General features: G+C 38.6%; 22 protein-coding genes and 1 pseudogene. 9 read left to right on the forward strand and 14 right to left on the reverse strand.

What is annotated here, in order from left to right:
- Positions 1-10 precede the first annotated feature (10 nt).
- The gene (locus NSQ41_RS09445; protein ID WP_339211558.1) at positions 11-1201 is read left to right on the forward strand and encodes an acyl-CoA dehydrogenase family protein; all 1191 of its coding nucleotides are present in this window, start codon (positions 11-13) and stop codon (positions 1199-1201) included.
- A gap of 81 nt (positions 1202-1282) precedes the next feature.
- On the opposite strand, the gene NSQ41_RS09450 is transcribed toward NSQ41_RS09445, so the two are convergent.
- The gene (locus tag NSQ41_RS09450; protein ID WP_339211560.1) at positions 1283-1588 is read right to left on the reverse strand and encodes a DUF3870 domain-containing protein; all 306 of its coding nucleotides are present in this window, start codon (positions 1586-1588) and stop codon (positions 1283-1285) included.
- Positions 1589-2160: 572 nt separating this feature from the next.
- On the opposite strand from NSQ41_RS09450, the gene NSQ41_RS09455 reads away from it, so the two are divergent.
- The 4 genes from NSQ41_RS09455 (at position 2161) to NSQ41_RS09470 (ending at position 4560) form a co-directional block, all read left to right on the forward strand.
- Positions 2161-3321: a DUF4062 domain-containing protein gene (locus NSQ41_RS09455; protein WP_339211562.1), complete on the forward strand. Its 1161-nt coding sequence runs from the start codon at positions 2161-2163 to the stop codon at positions 3319-3321.
- On the forward strand, positions 3308-3466 hold the full coding sequence (locus tag NSQ41_RS09460) for a hypothetical protein (protein WP_165381934.1): 159 nt from the start codon (positions 3308-3310) through the stop codon (positions 3464-3466). Before NSQ41_RS09455 ends, NSQ41_RS09460 begins: the two co-directional genes overlap by 14 nt.
- 400 nt (positions 3467-3866) lie before the next feature.
- The gene (locus NSQ41_RS09465; RefSeq protein ID WP_339211564.1) at positions 3867-3989 is read left to right on the forward strand and encodes a hypothetical protein; all 123 of its coding nucleotides are present in this window, start codon (positions 3867-3869) and stop codon (positions 3987-3989) included.
- Positions 3990-4437: 448 nt separating this feature from the next.
- Entirely contained in the window at positions 4438-4560 is a 123-nt protein-coding gene (locus NSQ41_RS09470; RefSeq protein WP_339211566.1) for a hypothetical protein, read from the forward strand.
- Between the two features lie 520 nt (positions 4561-5080).
- On the opposite strand, the gene fetB is transcribed toward NSQ41_RS09470, so the two are convergent.
- The 11 genes and pseudogenes from fetB to moaA all read right to left on the reverse strand — a co-directional run bounded on the left by fetB (position 5081) and on the right by moaA (position 14397).
- Positions 5081-5881, reverse strand: a complete 801-nt coding sequence (fetB, locus tag NSQ41_RS09475; RefSeq protein ID WP_063387658.1) for an iron export ABC transporter permease subunit FetB — start codon at positions 5879-5881, stop codon at positions 5081-5083.
- Positions 5878-6507, reverse strand: coding sequence for an ABC transporter ATP-binding protein (locus NSQ41_RS09480; protein WP_339211610.1), 630 nt, complete (start codon positions 6505-6507; stop codon positions 5878-5880). The genes fetB and NSQ41_RS09480 overlap by 4 nt, the downstream gene beginning before the upstream one ends.
- A gap of 473 nt (positions 6508-6980) precedes the next feature.
- Positions 6981-8258, reverse strand: coding sequence for an IS110 family transposase (locus NSQ41_RS09485; RefSeq protein WP_339196343.1), 1278 nt, complete (start codon positions 8256-8258; stop codon positions 6981-6983).
- A gap of 1012 nt (positions 8259-9270) precedes the next feature.
- Entirely contained in the window at positions 9271-9756 is a 486-nt protein-coding gene (moaC, locus tag NSQ41_RS09490; RefSeq protein WP_327874036.1) for a cyclic pyranopterin monophosphate synthase MoaC, read from the reverse strand.
- Between the two features lie 4 nt (positions 9757-9760).
- On the reverse strand, positions 9761-9994 hold the full coding sequence (gene moaD, locus NSQ41_RS09495; RefSeq protein WP_063387661.1) for a molybdopterin converting factor subunit 1: 234 nt from the start codon (positions 9992-9994) through the stop codon (positions 9761-9763).
- On the reverse strand, positions 9991-10446 hold the full coding sequence (locus NSQ41_RS09500; RefSeq protein ID WP_130156967.1) for a molybdenum cofactor biosynthesis protein MoaE: 456 nt from the start codon (positions 10444-10446) through the stop codon (positions 9991-9993). Before NSQ41_RS09500 ends, moaD begins: the two co-directional genes overlap by 4 nt.
- 32 nt (positions 10447-10478) lie before the next feature.
- On the reverse strand, positions 10479-10982 hold the full coding sequence (gene mobB, locus NSQ41_RS09505) for a molybdopterin-guanine dinucleotide biosynthesis protein B (protein ID WP_201108594.1): 504 nt from the start codon (positions 10980-10982) through the stop codon (positions 10479-10481).
- The gene (glp, locus tag NSQ41_RS09510; RefSeq protein ID WP_339192849.1) at positions 10979-12244 is read right to left on the reverse strand and encodes a gephyrin-like molybdotransferase Glp; all 1266 of its coding nucleotides are present in this window, start codon (positions 12242-12244) and stop codon (positions 10979-10981) included. Before glp ends, mobB begins: the two co-directional genes overlap by 4 nt.
- A gap of 31 nt (positions 12245-12275) precedes the next feature.
- Positions 12276-12899, reverse strand: coding sequence for a molybdenum cofactor guanylyltransferase (locus NSQ41_RS09515; RefSeq protein ID WP_339211611.1), 624 nt, complete (start codon positions 12897-12899; stop codon positions 12276-12278).
- 5 nt (positions 12900-12904) lie between these two features.
- The gene (locus tag NSQ41_RS09520) at positions 12905-13405 is read right to left on the reverse strand and encodes a MogA/MoaB family molybdenum cofactor biosynthesis protein (protein WP_130156971.1); all 501 of its coding nucleotides are present in this window, start codon (positions 13403-13405) and stop codon (positions 12905-12907) included.
- 10 nt (positions 13406-13415) lie between these two features.
- Positions 13416-14397 (reverse strand): annotated as a pseudogene (moaA, locus tag NSQ41_RS09525) (GTP 3',8-cyclase MoaA).
- A 1101-nt stretch (positions 14398-15498) separates the two neighbouring features.
- Here moaA and NSQ41_RS09530 point away from each other — a divergent pair.
- The 4 genes from NSQ41_RS09530 to NSQ41_RS09545 are packed head-to-tail and all read left to right on the forward strand — an operon-like array spanning position 15499 to position 17546.
- A complete protein-coding gene (locus tag NSQ41_RS09530; protein WP_063387667.1) occupies positions 15499-15732 on the forward strand; it encodes a DUF2249 domain-containing protein in 234 nt (77 codons plus the stop codon).
- Between the two features lie 4 nt (positions 15733-15736).
- Entirely contained in the window at positions 15737-15964 is a 228-nt protein-coding gene (locus NSQ41_RS09535; RefSeq protein WP_063387668.1) for a DUF2249 domain-containing protein, read from the forward strand.
- A complete protein-coding gene (locus NSQ41_RS09540) occupies positions 15951-17198 on the forward strand; it encodes a hypothetical protein (protein WP_339211568.1) in 1248 nt (415 codons plus the stop codon). Before NSQ41_RS09535 ends, NSQ41_RS09540 begins: the two co-directional genes overlap by 14 nt.
- A gap of 45 nt (positions 17199-17243) precedes the next feature.
- Positions 17244-17546, forward strand: a complete 303-nt coding sequence (locus NSQ41_RS09545) for a metal-sulfur cluster assembly factor (RefSeq protein ID WP_063387670.1) — start codon at positions 17244-17246, stop codon at positions 17544-17546.
- Positions 17547-18006: 460 nt separating this feature from the next.
- On the opposite strand, the gene NSQ41_RS09550 is transcribed toward NSQ41_RS09545, so the two are convergent.
- Entirely contained in the window at positions 18007-18129 is a 123-nt protein-coding gene (locus NSQ41_RS09550; RefSeq protein ID WP_257790151.1) for a hypothetical protein, read from the reverse strand.
- A gap of 189 nt (positions 18130-18318) precedes the next feature.
- Complete coding sequence (locus NSQ41_RS09555) at positions 18319-19431, reverse strand: TIGR04053 family radical SAM/SPASM domain-containing protein (protein WP_339211570.1); 1113 nt, start codon at positions 19429-19431, stop codon at positions 18319-18321.
- Positions 19432-19574: the final 143 nt, after the last annotated feature.

Consider the following 19574-nt stretch of genomic DNA (forward strand, 5'->3'; position numbering starts at 1 on the left):
AGTTTTTAAGATGAATTTTGAATTCACAGAAGAACAACGGATGTTGAGAAAGATGGTCAGAAATTTTGTTGATAAGAAAATTATCCCGAATATGCGAGAGTGGGATGAACGGGGATATTTCGATCCGATCATTTGGAAGCGCTTAAAAGAATTAGGCTTGCTAGGTGTCTGCATCCCTGAAAAATACGGCGGCAGCGGAATGGATTATAATTCGCTGGCCATCGTTTGTGAAGAACTGGAAAGAGGTGACACAGCTTTCCGCACGGCGGTATCCGTTCATACCGGATTAAACAGTATGACGTTGTTACAGTGGGGGACCGAAGAACAAAAGCAAAAATATCTCGTTCCACAAGCAAAAGGTGAAAAAATCGGCGCCTTTGGCTTAACAGAACCGGGAGCTGGATCTGACGTGGCATCACTTGGAACAACGGCTGTTAAAGACGGTGACCACTACATTTTAAACGGCTCCAAAACATGGATATCTTTATGCGATGTCGCCGATCATTTTATCGTGTTTGCGTATACAGATAAATCGAAAAAGCATCATGGAATTTCCGCCTTTATCGTCGAACGCACTATGCCTGGATTTTCATCCAAGTCCATTAAAGGAAAGCTCGGAATCCGATCCGGAAATACAGGAGAATTGTTCTTTGATCAGGTCCGTGTACCAAAAGAAAATTTACTTGGCCAAGAAGGAGAAGGATTCAAAATTGCGATGTCTGCGCTGGATAATGGACGTTTTACCGTTGCTGCAGGGGCAGTAGGCCTGATTATGGCATGTTTGGAAGAAAGTGTTAAATATTGTCACGAGCGTAAAACATTTGGCAAAGAAATTGGTAAACACCAGCTTGTCCAGCAAATGATTGCCAACATGGAAGCGGGTTTGCAAATGAGCCGTTTATTGGTGTACCGTGCTGGAGAGCTCAAAAACAAAGGATTGCGCAATACGAGAGAAACATCACTAGCCAAATGGCAGGCCTGTAATTTTGCCAATAAGGCCGCAGATGATGCGGTTCAAATTCACGGAGCCTACGGTTATTCCAATGAATATCCTGTTGAGCGCTTCCTAAGAAACTCCAAAGCTCCTGTTATTTACGAAGGAACAAGAGAAATCCACACCATTATGCAGGCAGAATATGTGCTTGGGTATCGGGAAGATAAGCCATTAAATAACATGCTGCCAGCCTGGCCCTTTGAATGATAAAGAGACAGTAACGGATAGTTAGGTACCAATCGATAGCAGGATCGGATTCCATTTTGCATCCGATCCCCTTATTGCTTATTAATTGATAGCTTCATACTGTTTATGCAGATCTTTTAATGCGGCAATTAGGGCATTATTGGCCTTTCCTAAATAACCATTCTTTAACTCTTCCAACGGCTTTTCAATGCCGTTGCGCAAACTATGACCTTTCAAAAGCCTGGAAATATATTCTCTGCCGTGTTCGGTAGCAAGCGTACAGGAAGCATCCACAATCACACCATATAATTTATCAACCTCTGCTGTAATCGTTAAAGTTTCATAAACACTTCTGGCCGCCATCCCTGTCGGAAGTTTGGCGTGACCGGCAATAAAATAAGTATTCATCCATAATCTCTCCTAATCGTTTTATTTTTAGAATAATATGAAAATAATCAAATGATAAGACTATTGATAGATGAAATTTCCAATACATCCCTAACGAAAAAGTTATGAAAATGAAAATATGTGAAAGGCAGAATTAATAGCAAACTTATTTTATGTGGTACGCCATACTTGGTCATATACCTTCGTATATGATTTGAATGTATTTTCTCCCCGTTGGAACAAGTGCGTTCGATATCTATCGGATTAAAACAGGTAGTCGTTTGTTTAAAGTACCAAGGTACCCTAAAATTTACATCTTTAATGCTCGAATGAAGCGATATTTAGAGGTAAGCGTTCAGATTACGGAGCTCTTTCTCTCATTTGAAGTGATTTTTAATCGCTCTTATGAAGAAAAACTTATCATTGGAAGCGGAGGAATTTAGCAGCTTTTGTCGTAAGCTAAATACAGAAAGGAATCTTTGTTAAGAACATCAACCATCCTGCGAATAAAAGAAAAAAGGTTAAGACAACAATGTTCGATTAATCAAATAGATTCACGGGAGGTTGTTTAAAAAGTAAGGTGGTGTTGTAATATGGATAGAACTACTATTTTTATAAGTTCTGTTGCACAAGATGCTCTTTCCTCTATCCGAAACGCTGTATTTGAAGAATTAAAAAATATGGGGCATGAACCTATTCGCTTTGAAGATAGTATGCGATATATTCATCAAGATGCCATCCGAACTTGTTTGGAGTACGTATCAAGAAGTGATATCTTTCTACTATTTATCGCGGATAAAGCAGGAACATTCTTAGAGGATGAAGGGAAAACTGTTACTCACCTTGAATTTTTACGTGCATATCACGAAAATAAACGTCTTATCGTGTATGTTCACGATATAGTTCTTGATACCTATTTTCGGACGATCAGACCTCAAATAAAACAATCGTTAGTACAGTATTTAAGGGAACACGGTAAAGAACCGGATTCAATGTTGAATTTTATAAGCGAAAATATTAAAGAGGAGCCTCATATTGCCGAAAATTACGTATGGTACTTTCTTTATGATGCAGAACAAAAAGGGATATATTTCGAAAAATGCTCATTAGGTGTCGAAATTCTTTCAAACATAAAAAGCTATCTTTCAGCTCTTTTCAAAGAAAGCCTTCAATACTTAAATATTCGTTCTGAAATAGAACGGAGCTTAGAACATGTAGAATTATACGGGGATTTTTATGAACTATCACTTGAATTCATAAGTTTATTGCAGAATGGGCAAATTACAAATTGGAGAAGGCTATTAGCGCTTTTACGATCTAAGATGGTCGGCTGCAATATTTACTCTACAAATACAAAGTACCAACAAGAAGCTATAGGAGCATTAATGGACTGTAAAGCCGTAACTCTTTACGAAAAAAGAGATGAACAGATGATTTGCAAAGAATATGATGGATTAACAACTCCTGAGAACTTTTCATTAGATGATGCTTCTTCTTACGTTGTGCAAACATATAATGATCATAATCATAATGAAAAGCTATACTATTCACTGGAAAAAAGAATATGCTATTTCTTGTTTAAGGTAAAGACTTATGTATTTTGCTTTCATCTGCCCCTGCTAGGAGAGTGGGATTATTATAAACTGAAGGCTTACCAAGAGAATATATTTAATGCTATACTTGAATCAAAAGGATATTCTTATTGTTACTTTATCAAAATGCTGTTAGGAGGTCTCTCAAATGAACAATTATAAAGAAAATGTAATATTAATCGCCTCCGCACCACATGGATATGGAAAAAAAGTTGTAACGAATCGTCTTAGTCAAATGAAACGTGATCACGCAAACTTACAAAATAAACTTTCCCAAATAAAAAGTTCATTTCGTCATTCAAAATAAACGCTCATGATGTAAAGAATGCTCTACTGATAGAAGGAGTAAAATCCATTTCTTCGAATGTTTCAAATTTGCACGCTCTACAATTTCAATATGTTCAAGATAGCAGTAGAAGCCCATCTATCACCAAAGTATTCAAGAAGAAGGTCAGAAGAACTTTATGAAAAGAATGTCCAAACGGATGCAGAAAGGAATTTTCGTTAAGAACCTCAACCATCCTGCGAATAAAAGAAAAAAAGGTTAAGGCAACACTATTGCATTAATCAAATAGATTCTAACTTCATAAATTCACGACACAAATGAACCCCCCCTGAAGAAATCCTCGAATTTGAAGGAGTAACCATTAAGGATACACACCATGAAAGCTTTGCAACAGCAGTAAAAAGTAAGAATTTTCTTATACATGAAAAAGTACGTGGAAGCATTGCGCTTATATGAAGAACTGTATCAAAAAGAACCAGGAAATTTAAATTATCGTTATAAATTAGCTGTAAGTACTCCTCATGAATACGATGATTTAGAATAATAATTCATCTAATCGGATTTTCTAATAGGAAAACGCGGTGTTATAATTTGCGGGTTGAATATTAATGCATGAAATCTAAGAAAATCAAGTCGATCGGTTTGTTAAATTAACTGCTTTTTAACGATGTTCACTTTCTTAACCAGATAATTAAATAAATATTGTGAATACATCAACAATAATAACTTAAATTAATTTTTTTCTAGTTCAGATTCCTTTGAAATGCTTGTTGCATTGGTGATAGAGATTTATAGAAAAGTTATTGTAACTGCATTGGAGAATCATTTAAAAGCATGTGGATTTGAAGTAAACTTAACTAAAAAAGAAAATCATATTCGTTTATATATGAGCAGCCGAAAAACCATTAAGGAATTTTACGACTCATGACAAAGGATTGTACTTAAAACGCAAATTTGAAGTGTTCCCGGATCAAAATTTGGATACAGAAACATTGCAAAACGCAAAATTAAAGACAAAACATGCTGTTGCAGAAAGTAAAAAGCTTTTATCGATGAATATCGAAAAAAAAATTATTGCATTCATCGAGCATGTGGAACTGCTTGAATTACATTAGGAACGTATTATACATGGTTGTTAAAACATGACAAATCATTTAACGAAGAATTTTATAAAATTAACGAAAGGGCAGTTAAGTAGTCAATAGCTGCTTTATATTTTTCGAATTTTAGTTTACATAATATATATTATAGGAAGTTATAAATGGATCTTGTTTCACTAAAGAGATTACTTGTTGTGATGAGACGAAATAAAAAAATGAAACAAATTGTATTTTAATTGCATTTAATGAATTTCTTTTTAAATTGTAAATTTACATTGCAATTTAATTAATTGATCTTAAAAATTCGTTATGATTTGCTGCGTGTTTAAATTCATTCCATGATTAATTTTGGATTATGATTTATTTATTTTTATTAACGCTTCATTTTTGTTTGTTCTATATCCCGAAGTCCGTTCATTCATCTTCTTCTAAGTTTACATAATATATTTATGTTTTTAAAAAACTCCACTCATACCCTCATCCTCATGATTTGAGCGGCAAAATCAATGAATTATTGCCGCTCTTTGCCGTTCTTTTACTTCTCTTTTCCATTTTGTGGTATAAATTGGAAGCGATCATTAAAAAATGTTTTGTAGCCGAATTGCAGTGATAAAAAAGATGAAATCCCTACACTTCCGGCAATACCGATCAAAATCACAATTTGATATTCGATTGCAACTAAAGGGCTTGTACCTGCAAGGATTTGACCTGTCATCATTCCCGGCAAAAACACTATCCCCATACCGACCATGTTATTGATAGTCGGCAAAATAGCTGAATCAAATGCAGAGTTTACGATTGGTTTTGTTGCTGCATCGGGTTTAGCACCTAACATGAGCGCCCCTTCAATCAGATTCTTTTGGGTAGCAAAATTTTCGATCATTTCTTTCATGCCTAGCGTTATACCGATCATTGAATTTCCAATAAACATTCCGGCAATCGGGATAAAGTATTGAGGTTCATACCAAGGCTTAAAATGAATGACGATTAGATTAAAATACAACAGGCTGACGAGAGAGCCGATAACCATTGACAGCACAATGACCAGCTTCAATTTTTTCGATAAAGGCTTATGAAGCTGTTTAAATATATTATAAACGGCAAACGATTCCATGAAACAAAGCACCAATAAAACAATCCAAGGTGAAGGATTTTTAAAAATATACATCAATATGTATCCGACTAGCACAAGTTGAATCGTCATCCTGGCAGTTGAAAGGACAATTAATTTTTCACGTTTAATTTCTCGTTTTTTTACAAGCAATATTAAAATAAGAACAAATAAATATGCTGCCGAGAGCCTCCAAAATTCGATGTTGATAACTTCTTGCTTCATTGATTATCACCTGTTGGTTTATTTATCGTAATAACTTTATCTGCATATGTTTTTGGTATTGTATCTGAGTGTGTTACCATAATAACCGTTTTTTCTTTTTCCTTTGAATAACGAATGAATGCATCCATGATTTTCTCTTCAGTTCCTTTATCTAGCGCAGAGGTTGGCTCGTCTAATAAAAAAACTTCTGGATCCATTAGAAAAATTCTGGCTAGTGCAAGTCTTTGTTTTTCTCCGCCGGACAATTGTTCTACGTCATCCTCTAATTTTTTTTGCAAGCACACAAATTTTAGTGCTTCTTTCAACTTTTCATCGTCAATAGGCTCTTTTTCAGATAAAATTCTGCCGAAATTCAAATTCTCTCGAATATTTCCTTCAAACATTACTGGCTGCTGTGAAAGCATCACAACTTCCCGTCTTAAAGAGATTGGATTCCATTCAAACAATGACCGGCCTTTATAAACAATTTCTCCTTGATCTGGCGACAGCATGTGATTGAGCATTTTTAAAAGTGTTGTCTTTCCTCCCCCGCTTTGGCCAATGATGCACGTTACTTGTTTTTCTTCAATTTTCAACTCGTCAATGTATAGAATATCTTTGTATCGTAAATTTTTGATGTGAAACATGTAAAACAGCCCTTTCTTCATAAAAAGCGAAATCCCCTGTTTTGATTATGAATAAAGTTGCAAATGATTCAAACCATTATACTTATTAAACACTTCCCTCCCTCTATAAATGTTGATATATCAACGGTTGTAGCCGTTTCAGGGGTGTCAAAAAAATATTTTTCGACAAAGTTTCTAACATTATTTCTTAAATATGTGTATATCTTACATTGACTGGGTACGCTTCGCGGCCACTACTGGTTAAATTTGGTTGTAGTGGGGGAAGCGTATGGGATGCACCGTGGATCTCTGCATCGCTGATGATGACGAACCCTCCCATGTCTCTTGGCATCCTTGTGCCTACATTCCTTCGTTCGGTCTAGTCATCAGGCAGAGGCCGGCTAAGCTCCTTTAGGGACTCAAGGTCGAATGGATGATATCGCGCCAGCTTCTCCGTGTCATCCTTGTTGTCTAGAGAATCGAGACTATAGGCATCAAGCAGCCGTTTCGAGGCCAAAGATGTCCTGCATCATTCGCTTCGCATCGAACGCTTGGTGCTTCGTACATACAGCGTGCAATACCTTCAATAATTTTCCGCATAACACCACAATCGATTGCTTCTTCCGCAACGGATTATCAGGACGTGTCGTGTAATAGTCGTGCAGCTGCCGAAACGCTTCGTTGTGGCGGATCATCGGCATCATCACCCGGAACAGAAGGGCGCGCAACCGCCTTCTTCCACGCTTGGAGATCCGTTTTTGCCCTTTGTGTTGGCCGGAGGAATGTTCCCGCAGCGTCAGGCCCGCTAATTTGATAAGCTGCCGCGGATCCTGATAATGGGAGAAACTCCCGATCTCTGATAACAGTTCTACGATGGTCGCATCGCCTAAGCCCGGAACGGTCTTCAACCATTCGTACTCGACCGATGTCTGTACGAGTTCGATCAGCTGCTCTGTCAGTGCCTCGATTTCTTCTTCCAGTTGGCGGTATCGGCGGACAAGCGTGGCAATTTCGATACGGGCCATCTGTTGTCCTTCCGTTACGCCAATGGAGTGTTGGGCCAATTCCATCAACTTCTTCGCTTTCGGTTTTTGTGGCGATTGTAATCCCTCACTTTTCCGGTAAAGGGCCAGCACCTCTTCTAGTTCTTTTCCTGCCAGATCACTCGGAAATGGCGTATATTCCAGCACCGCGAGCGCCATTTTCCCAAATGACAGGAAGACTTGGGAAAACTCCGGAAAATATCGATCAAGCCAGCGAATCATTTGATTTCGAATCGCTCCCTGTTCTTCCACCAATTTGGAGCGAAATGTCGCTCCCACGCGCAGTTCGGCCTCCATCCCTTTCAGAATGCGCGGATAGCTGAATCGGCCGTCTTTCACTAACCGGGCAATGACGAGCGCGTCTTTCGCATCATGCTTGGTTGGAAGATTGTCGTCCAGCTCTTTGGAGCGCTTCACGTGCATCGGGTTTGTCATGACGAGAGGAATGCCCTTCTCGTCAAGAAAGTAAGCGAGATTGAGCCAATAATGTCCCGTTGGCTCGATGCCAACGATCACCTCGGTTTTTCCAAATTCCTTCATGGCTTCCACGATGCACTGGTACAACCATTCCAATCCTTCTCTAGATTGCGGAACGGGAAACGGCTTTTTTAACACCCTCCCTCGCTCATCCACAAAGCAGGCATAATGTTTTTTCTTTGCAATATCCATCCCAACAACCAGCGTTTGATCGGTGACTTGATTAATCTTCTTGTTTGAGATAGAATTCATGTATAGTCCTCCTTGGTATCCAAATTAGGGGTCAATTCGGTTGATTGACACCCCCGAATCATACCAAGAGGGCTTTTTTTATTCAAGTCCCCGAAAAAACTTCTAACAGGAATGCTCTTTATAAAAAGCTTGGCACTCTTATTTATTTTATTTCGTGCAGCAAACCACTGAAAATTTTTTATATCATTTAATGTCGGAACAAAAGAAATGGAAGCTTACAGTTACTCAAAGGAATGGAAAAAAGATAAAAAATTTGAATTTTATACCTCTTGTTTTAAATAAAAAAAGCTTTTTGAATGAAATTTTAACGTATTTGGAGCATTTTGTAAAATTTTTTACGAAGCGGAAAATCAATGTTATTGAAAGGAAAACGCCTTTTAATCATGAGGGCTTAATGAAGATCGACATTTTGCGTCTTGAAGCAGTTTTCTTCCCTGCTTTGGAGAAATGATCAGAGGAGCTTAAAAAAAATTTGTCCTTAACCTTTCGGTTTATCCATCTGCCTCAGCAATCCAACAATTTTGGGGCACTAGACACTTCATAAGCCCCTGGCCTTTTTTGCAAAACGGGATGCAAAAGCATTCAACTCGATATGATAAAATTTTTTCCTTAAAACAATAGAATAACTTGTGAAATAGAGCTGATTGAATCGTTCAGAAAGAATGACATAAATCAAAACAGACGGCAACGAGGCGGTTATAGGACGGTACGAGAACACCCCGACAAGCTCGTTGTCCACAACGCTTAAGCAGCCCTTCATCGATAATGAAGAAGCTCTTATATGCCGAATGAAAAATATGTACAGGGCTCCTTAGAAATTTTTCCAGTTCCAAGAGCCCGGATTGCGAAACATTTGATATGATCATGCTTTTTTCAAAAGTGTCTCTTTCCTTGTAGTTTTCAGCTTGGCGTCCTTTTATTTAAAGACAGAGTAAGTTGATTGGTTTCATGGTAACTAGTTTCTTTCTGCAGCTAAAAATTCTTTTCTATAATGATCAATTACCTATAAAAGTTATAGTTCACGGCGGAAGTCACCGCTTTTGCCGCCTGTTTTCTCCATTAAATATGTTTGGCCGATGACCATTCCTTTATCGATTGCTTTGCACATATCATACACGGTTAAGGCGCAGACGCTCGCAGCAGTTAATGCTTCCATTTCAACCCCTGTGCTTCCTTTTGTTTTCACAAATGAATGGATCATTAATTCATATTTGTTTTCGTCGCATTTCCATTCAAATTGAATATCCACCGCTTTTAAAGCAATCGGATGGCACATTGGAATGATGTCAGCCGTGCGTTTGGCGGCCAAAATTCCAGCTACTTGCGCTACTGACAGAACATCTCCTTTTTTGACCTGTGAGCTTGTGATTTTTTCATACACTTCTTTTGAAACAAGAATACTTGAGATGGCATGTGCAGTACGGACTGTTTCCTGTTTCTCTGAAATATCTACCATTTTTGCCCTTCCTTGCTCATTTAAGTGAGTCAGCTTCTTCATGTTTTTAACCTCCACTCATCGGCGGAATAAGGGCGACAACATCCCCATCCCGAATGATGTCATCTTCTGCAGCAAATTCTTCATTGATGGCAAAAAGGACGGAGGATAGGGCGGGCAGTGAATATTCTTTTTCCAACCGTTCGCGGAGTTGTTTAACAGTTATTTCTTGATATGGCAATGTCATCTCCTTTTTATTCAGCTGCTCTTTTAGTTGGGCGAAAAATAAAATTCGGATCATGACTTCATCTCCTTTGGAATGCCTTTTTCATAAGAAATCGTTTCTTGCTGATTGCCGATCCACAATGAGCCATCCTCCCAATGCTCTTTCTTCCATATCGGTACCATTTCTTTAATCCGCTCGATTGCATAACGGTTTGCTTCATAAGCATCAGCGCGGTGAGGAGTAGATACGGCGATGACGACCGCGGCATCCGTAATTTCTAATCGTCCGATACGATGGACAATGGCAACCTTAGCATTCGGAAACTGCTGTTTAATTTCAGCTCCGATTTGTTCCAGTTTTTTTTGAGCCATCGATTCATATGCTTCATATTCTAAATACAATGTTTTTTTTCCTTTTGTCAATTCCCTTACAGTTCCGATAAATGTAACGATAGCTCCGGCATTTCGATCCACAACAGCTTCGATGACACGTGAAACATCTATCGGTTCTTTCACAATTTGAAACATAATTATCCCTCCAAATATAATATAAAATGGCATTATTGTCTCATTTCCAACAGCTTCTCCTTTACATAGTTCACGATCCAGCTGATATACAAATCTTCATCTTTAATAAAAAATGAATGTTTTTCTTTCAAAGGGATCGAGCTAATCGATGCGATCACATTTGATAAATCAAGCAGATGAAGATCTTTCTCATCACGGATACAGACAATTTTCGGGTATGGAGCTTTTTTCAATCCTTCGATAATCAATACATCAATTGAAAAATGCCGGTAAAGTTCCATAATGTTCGAAAAATGTTCATTCGCTTTTATTTCAGCTTGCAACAGCAAAGTTTCTTCCCCTAGAACCGCCGAAACAACAGCACCAGCTTCCCAATGCCGATACGTATCTTTTTTTGGAATATCCGGTTTTCCACCATGACCGTGATGTTTAAAAGTACCGACTTTTATCCCATGATTGGTCAGCTCTTTGATGCATTTTTCAATTAGCGTAGTTTTTCCGCTGTTTTGATGCCCTACCACTTGTAAAATCATCATAGCCAACTGGAGGCTCCTTCTTCATCTTCGATTAACAGCACGTTAACTTCACTGCCTGCTTGAAATCCTCTGCTTCCGCCAGGCAAAACAATTAAACTATTAGTATGAATTAAGGATGAAACAATATTTGATTTGTCCCTTCCAATCGGATCAGCTACTAGCTTTCCATCATGATAGGACAGTTTTGCTCTCACAAAGCGCGTGAACGGATTCGGCTTTAAAAAATCTTTCGTTAAAATCGCCCGGGCTCGTTTTAAATAACAATTTTTTTGTCCGAGCATCGCCCTTATATACGGACGGACAAACAGCTCAAAACCGACATAACAAGCGGAAGGGTTGCCTGAGAGGCCGAACAAAATTTTGTTGCCGACAACTGCTGCAGAGGTAACACTCCCTGGACGCATGCCAATTTTATTGAATAAAACTTGGGCTTGAAGATGCTCGTACACCTTTGGGATATAATCAAAATCGCCCACTGACACTCCGCCTGTTGTGATGATAATGTCGGCCATTTGCATTGCTTTTGTAACAGCTTGAAATACATTTTGAAATGTGTCTTTCACAATTCCGTATAAAATCGGTTCACCGTGAGCTCTGAAAATTTGTGCCTGCAGCATATAAGTATTGCTATTGTGAATTTTTCCTTTTTCCAGCGGTTTATACACTTCAAGCAATTCGCTCCCGGTTGCTATGACGACAACCTTTGGGCTCTTCATAACCGGAACGTAATGATACCCGAACGTTGCCAGAACAGCGGATATTCCCGGAGTGATCACGGTTCCTTTTTCGATAAGCAAACTGCCCTTTTTCATATCTTCTCCGATGCGGGAGATGTTTTCTCCTGCCTCAACTTTTCTTTTTATTTGCACGTATGTTTTTCCGTCTTTTCTGAATTCCTGTGTTAATTCCTTCATGATGACGGCATTTGCACCTTCTGGAATGGCAGCGCCAGTCATAATTTTAACGGCTTGAAAAGGTTTTAAAGATCCTTTCCAAACAGAATCTGCTCCTTGAGTCCCGACGACTTCCAAAACTGCTGGATTGGAAGCTGAAGCGGCCTCGGTCGATGCTGCCCAAACAGCATATCCGTCATAAGGGGATCGATCAAATCCAGGCACATCCGTTGTAGCAGTTATATCTTGACCAAGCACACGATGAAAGCTGTTTTCGATTGATACATACTCTATTTCACCTTCATAGCTTTTTTCCAACACCCGGTCGATTGCTTCCTCTACTTGAATTGGCTTTCGCAACGATCCCATTCCTTTCCACCCTTCTTGCCCCCACCCGATACTACCAAGGAACATTTATTTTGTTTTGGAAAAGGGAGGCTTGAGGAAAAAGGTTATTATGAACAATATACTGGTCATATTCATCCTTTGTATTAATATTGATGAAAGCATCGTCATCATTGATCTCAACATATCTAGTATGAATACTTGGAAGAAAATGCTTCATGCTTAACTTATTTTGTTCAAGGTGCCATCGTATTTTTTCCTTCACTCGATGATGGTACATGGCGATCAATGGCTGAATATTTCCGTGAACACTAGGAACAATCGCTTCACAACCGTCATTTCTGTATAATTGTAATTTTTTCAACAAATGCGCATTGATAAAAGGAGTATCACAAGGTAAAACGATATACCATTCGGATTTGAATTGGGACATAACGGAATAAATGCCGGCAAGAGGTCCTTTTCCTTGATACAATTCGAGATCTTGAATATATGTCAGCTGGTTCCTTTGCAGCCATTTCGTATCTATTTCAGGATGTATGACAACAACCACGTCTTTTGTGATACATTGCAGCGCTTCGATACTATATAAAATAAATTCCTTTCCATTTCTTTTCGCAAATGCTTTCGGTTGCCCAAACCGTTTCGACTGTCCTCCTGCTAGCACAATCCCGATCATCTTGTTCACTGACGATTCATCTCCCAAACAAGATGGCGAAGTTCCGGCAAAATCAGCTTTTCCATGGCAAGACGAACCGCATTTGTCGATCCCGGCATGCAAAAAATGACTTTTTGTCCAATTGAACCGGCAAGTGCTCGACTAAGCATGGATGCGCTTCCAATTTCTTTATAGCTTAAATAACGAAACAATTCCCCAAAACCAACCATTTCTTTGTCAAGCAATTCTTTTACCGCTTCTACCGTCACATCCCGTTTTGTAAAACCAGTCCCGCCGTTCAATAAAAAAACATCAATTTCCTCAGAAGCCTCTTTCACAGCAGATTGAATGGCTTCCCGTTCATCTTTCACAATCTCGTAATCTATTATTTCCATTTGTTCTCTCGTTAATAATTCGATGATTAATGCACCGCTTTTATCCGTATCCTTCGTTCTCGTATCAGAAACGGTGATCACTTTGCAGCGAACAGGGCCATTTGCCTTGCTGCGATGTTCAGATACACTCATCAATCACACCTCACCCGCCAATATAAGACATTTCCACACGTCTTTTTGCAGAAAGAGCATTGATCCTTCCTCTTTCTTCGGAATAACGATCGTCCCGAGCCTGCCAAACACGGGTGATCTCATCCAATATTTCTTCACCGCTTGCTCCCTTTCGCATTTTAACTAATAAATCAACGCCGTTTGAGGCAAATAGCATGTATACTTTTTACCGTCAGCTGATAGGCGCATTCGCGTGCAATCATAACAAAAAGCTCCTGATAAGGAAGAAATAAAACCGCCTTCCACATCCGTACCTCGGTATCGATACCTTTTAGGAACCTCGCCAAAAACGTTGACTGAACTGGTTTAAGAGGTATTTCTTGGTGAATCATATCATGAACTTCTTTGCTCGTCAAAACTTCGTCCATTTTCCAACCGTTTAAGGTTTCGACATCCATATATTCGATGAAGCGGATCGTCATTCCTTTTTCTTCAAAAAAACGAGCCATCGGTAAAATTTCGCTCTCATTTATTCCTTTTACAACCATGTTCACCTTTACCGCCAGACCTTGTGCAACCGCTTCTTCAATTCCTCTAACAATTTCCTCAGACTTTGCTTTACCTCCGTTCATTTTAGAAAAAATTTCGTTATTTAAAGCATCTAAACTGACATTGATCCGGTTCATGCCCGCTTTTTTTAAACGCTTGGCATATGATATTAAAAATATCCGTTAATGGTCAATGAAACGTCTTGAAGATCTTGAATATTTTTTAACATCGATATTAGTACATCAATGTCCTTTCGGAGGAGCGGTTTCCCCCCCGGTCAGACGAATTTTTCGAATGCCTAAACGTAAAGAGGCTGGCCAAACGATATATTTCTTGAAACGTCATTAGTTATTCCCGTTTTATAAAAGAATACTGTCTTCCTTCCATTTCAGCATACAGTATACACAACGAAAATTACATCGGTCTGTCACCGAAATGCGCAAATTCAATAAAGGGCGGTTCATTGATCTCGCAACATCTTCCTCTCCTTATACATTCATTCTTCATATGTTACAGACAAGATAAACAATAGAATGAGATCTCTGTCACATAAATTCGAATGATCATAAAAGGTTAAATTAATTGTAAAAAAAATTTTCTGAAAAAGAAACCTATTTGGAATACATTTTACCAATTTATCATTTTTTTTATGGCTAACATGATGGGGCTCTATATAATGAATTGAGAAAGCAAAATAGATACACAAAAAATATTTTACGATTTCGGCAAACGGAGGCTTTCATAATAGAATCAGCAGTTTTCATTATGGACAATGTACCAATGCTTGGCGACTTGATGGAAAGAATGGTTATTATATTAGAAAACCGTTCATCCATCAACAGGATCTTCTTAGCTTTTTCCATTTCGGGTCACCTGTCGAGAATCCGTCCAGACTCGAAAAAACTCAAAGTTGATTGAAAAAAAGATACTATCGAAAAACAACTGATAGAAAAACATTAAAGAAAACCGCCGGCAACAAATCCGAAGCTTCCTGAGAATTAGGGATTTCACAAGTTACACTTTACAATAAGATGAAAAAATACCAGCTACCTAAATAGATGAACAACTTCTCAATCGTTTTCGAGAATGGCATTAACTTGGTTTACGCCCCGCTTTTTTCTTCTAGCACACTTTTCAGGCAACCATCTTTTTGATGTCAATGACATACTTTCAATGTTAGAATGATCTTTTTGCAATAGCGCTTTGTCCGGGTTAGACGTATTTTTCGCACAATGGCCGCTGACCATATTAGCAAAGAAATAAATTTCCCTACATGCCATCAGCTGTTTCCGCTTTAAAAACACACACTCTCCTTTCTATTTCAAGCAAAACAATATCCTTAGCGAAATGGTACCGATCTTTCATTGAAAACTGAAACATTTTCTAATGATGTTGCAACATCTTCCCTTCCCTCAATTGGAAGGATATATGCCAATACGGCATCACGAATCAATTATTCATAAACTTTTCAAAAGTGATGACGATGAAGTGAAGCAAATCACAAATTGCGGGAATTGTTTTTACTATGATGAACATTGATAAAAAAGATGGAAAGGAGAATATGGATGGGAAAAACTGTTGAATTAGATGTTCGCGAAGATTTAAAGAAGAAATTAGAGCCGTTTCAAAAAATCATGGCGGCCATTCAGCCTCTTGCACAAGGAGATGTATTTATTTTACACGCTCCGTTTAAACCTGTTCCGCTTTTTCCTATCATGAAGAAAAAAGGGTTTTCTTATCAAGCGGAAAAAATAGAGGATAAACATTGGAAAATTACCTTTGTTAAAACGGAGGAATGAAAAAATGATACTGGATAATCGCGGCTTAGAGCCCCCACAACCGATGATGCGGACTTTAACGGCATTAGCAAAATTAAAAAAAGGAGAAGCGTTGAAAATTATTAATGACCGCCGCCCGATGTTTTTATTTGAACAGCTTGACGATCTCGGTTATACCTATCAAACGCAAAAGCGCAGTGATGGAAGCTATGAAATAACGATTGAAAAGAAGGATGACGATGATGACGGCTAATCATACTTATGAAACGAATATTCGAATCCCTTTTTCGTTTATTATTTTTGGCTTGCTGGCGTTTTTCCTTTCTCAAATTCTTTTATTTCTGTCAACTCGTCAGCTTTCAACCGGAGAAATGCGCCTTCCTGTCGTATTGTCAGCTGTCCATTTATTAGTGATTGGCTTTGCTTTAATGACAGCCATGGGAGCCATGTATCAGCTTGTTCCAGTCGTGTTTTTAACCCCGATATGGAATGAAGCATTCGCTTTTATCCAAATGGTCGTCACGTCATTAGGAATACTATCTTTTAGCATCAGCCTGGCCTTTAATATTCAAATGGCTATATTTTCAGGCTTGCTTCTTACTTGCGGGATTGTAATGTTTTTATGGCAGATGTTCATGACATTAAAAAAACAGAAGAAAAGAACGGTCATCACTTTATTTGTTGGTACCGCCCTCATTTGTTTGCTCCTAACGATCGGGCTCGGATTGACGCTTGCCTATCATTTTTGGAGCGGCAGACAATTAATCGATCATGATTTGATTTTCAAAGCACATATATTGCTGGGATTTTCCAGCTGGTTTACACTTCTTATCTTCGGATTTTCTTACAAAATGGTTCCGATGTTTTCATTGGCGCATCATTTTTCAATGAACACGGCCCGATATGTCTACATTTTTTATATAAGCGGTCTTGTGTTAACTTTCATCAGTTTTATAACGGCAAATGACCGGTTGTTATCAGCAGGGCTTCAATTGATGGCTGTCGGATATGGGTTGTTTGCATACCATATGTTTGCCATTTTAAAGAAAAGGATGAAGAAAAAACTGGATAAACCTTTTCTGTTTGCTCTTTTGGCCATTGTTTTTGGAGTCATCCTGCATATAGCGGCGGCCGGTTTTTCTTTTGAAAGTGAAATCCATTCCCGCATCTTTTCCATCATCATCTACTGTTATCTGTTCGGCTGGATTGTATTAAGCATCATTGGCTACTTATATAAAATTGTTCCTTTTCTATGGTGGACACACCGGTATAGCAAAAAAATCGGCAAAGAAGCAGTGCCGACTTTGAAACAAATGATAAATGAAAAATGGATTGTGATGGAATGCTGTTTATTTGTTGCGAGTCTTATCGGCATGATCGCTGCTCTTGCCTCTTCAAGTACTGGTCTATTTCATCTTGCTCAAGGAGGAATGGTGCTGTTTTCTGGATTATTTGCCTGTACGATTGGCTCTGTATTGCTGAAATAAAAAAATGAGGGAACGATTTACTGAAATATAAAGGGTGATGTTACAATGGAAATAAAAGCAAAGATCTTGGAAAAACTGCAAAACGTTTTAGATCCTGAATTGGGAATTAATGTTGTTGATTTAGGACTGATCTATAAGATTGAAGTAAAAGACGGAACTGCATTCATTTTAATGACATTGACTACACCCGGCTGTCCGTTGCACGACTCAATAGCAGGCGGTGTGAAACGCGCGTTGCGTGATATTGAAGGCATTCAAGACGTAAATGTCCAAATCACTTGGAATCCGCCTTGGTCCCCTGATAGAATGAGCGAAAAAGCATTAAGGCAGCTAGGGTTCCTTTCCTAAACGTTTTTCAAAGACTGTTCCTTTCCTGAAAGGGACAGCTTTTTTTATGAAAGAAGTCCCAATTATTTTGGTGTTTTTGGCTCTTCTTCCAGCTCCCAAACAAACGGCATCACATTTAAAATTTTCGTTTAATCGTTTCCCAGCCAAAAAAATCCCCTTCCAGGAAAATCTTTTTACAAATGCTTTCTTCCTGCAGGGGATAATCGCTGTTCCTTGTTTTTCCGGAGGTGTCAACCAAAAAAATGTAACTGAAATCGCAAATGACGTTTCGTCCATTCCAATGAAAAAGCTCAAAATATTGTCATTCCGTAAGAATTGGCAAAACTGACGCCAACTATGGGACAATTAAAAACAATAAAAGCAAAGAATACATTTACCGTCGGCCATACCGGTCAGTAAATTCCGAGTGGAATTCGCATGACAGAACCTTGCAAGACGGGTTGGCAACTTAGATGCTTTTTTATGTTGCTATCAGGTTATAAATATCTTGGAACGTACTTGCTAACGGAGATAAAATTCGCCATACGGCAAATGCAAATGTCATGGCTAAAGTGGTGACTGGCAGTAATGCTTTTTGTTTCACCAAAATCCCCCTCCTAAACAGATGAATGGTGCCATCATCTGTACCATAAAAATAGGCGGGGAATGTTTGTGAACTTTATCATATAATTATTGATTGCCAAATCATTGTTAAAATTTCACCTCAACAAAAATGTTTTTCCGATTTTTGCCCATTCAATCAAATTGAAAAACCGCTTGCGTTTCCAACGGTTTAAACTTCCCGTTTTTGGCGAAGCGCTTTAGGAATGTATACACAATAAGGCTCACTTTCCAAATAGTCGCCTGTCACAGCATACGCTCTTGAGCGTGAGCCTCCGCAAACAAAACGAAATTCGCAAACACCGCATTTTCCTTTATAAAGATTTGGATTGCGCAATTTTTGAAATATTGGTGATGTTCTATAAATATCGGCCAGTGGTGTTTGTCTTACATTTCCCGCTTTGATTGGAAGCAATCCGCTCGGGTAAACATCGCCAATATGGGAAATAAACACAAAACCGTTGCCATCATTTACTCCCTTCGGAGCACGGCCGAGTCCGTCCACTTCCCCTGTAGCCCCTTTAAACAAAATATCTTCATAATGGATTTCTTTTCCATCTATTTGCTGTTCGCGCATTTTGGCTTGCAAGACGACACGACGGTAATGTTGTCCGGCAGTCGTTTTAATATCAAATGGTACACATTTGCTCTTTTCATATAACCAACGAAAAACTTGTTCATGTTGGGCAGGAGAAATCATATCCGATTGTTTTCCTCTTCCAGTTGGTACGAGGAAAAAAACGCTCCAAAGAACGCAATCAAGTTTTTCAACAAAATCCGCCATTTCTTCAAGAACATGAACATTGTAGCGTGATACAACCGTATTAATTTGAACAGGAATCTTAAATTCATGCAAATATTTGATTCCTTGCATCGTTAAATCGAAAGAACCTTTTGTGCCGCGAAAATGATCATGAATTTCCGCATTCGGGCCGTCCAAACTAAATGCCCAACGGGAAAGCCCGATATCTTTTGCCCTCTGCATCACTTCTTTTGTTACATTTGGAGTTGCACTCGGCGTGATTGAAACACGCAATCCCTTTTCAATAGCATATTCGGCAAGAGCGAATAAATCCGGCCGCATTAATGGATCACCGCCGGTAAATGCTAATAGCGGCTGGTTCATCGCAAAAATATCATCAATTAATTTTTTTCCTTCCTGAAAAGTCAACTCATGGGGATCACGATGATATTGCGCCTCGGCTCGGCAATGCAAACAATTTAATTGACATGCTCTCGTCAACTCCCAAATGACAATAAAAGGGTTTTGGTCATAATCCATCATCACATACAAACTCCTTTCTTTAAAATGAAAAATATCTCTGCTTCTTCTCATCATATAAAAAGGTGAAATTTTCGAAGTGAAAGCCATCACACTTTTCGGTAAAAGGGAAGAAATGATTTTTACGATAAAGTCATTCTTTTGAC

The organism is Aeribacillus sp. FSL K6-8210 (assembly GCF_037963925.1).
GTDB lineage: Bacteria > Bacillota > Bacilli > Bacillales > Aeribacillaceae > Aeribacillus > Aeribacillus composti.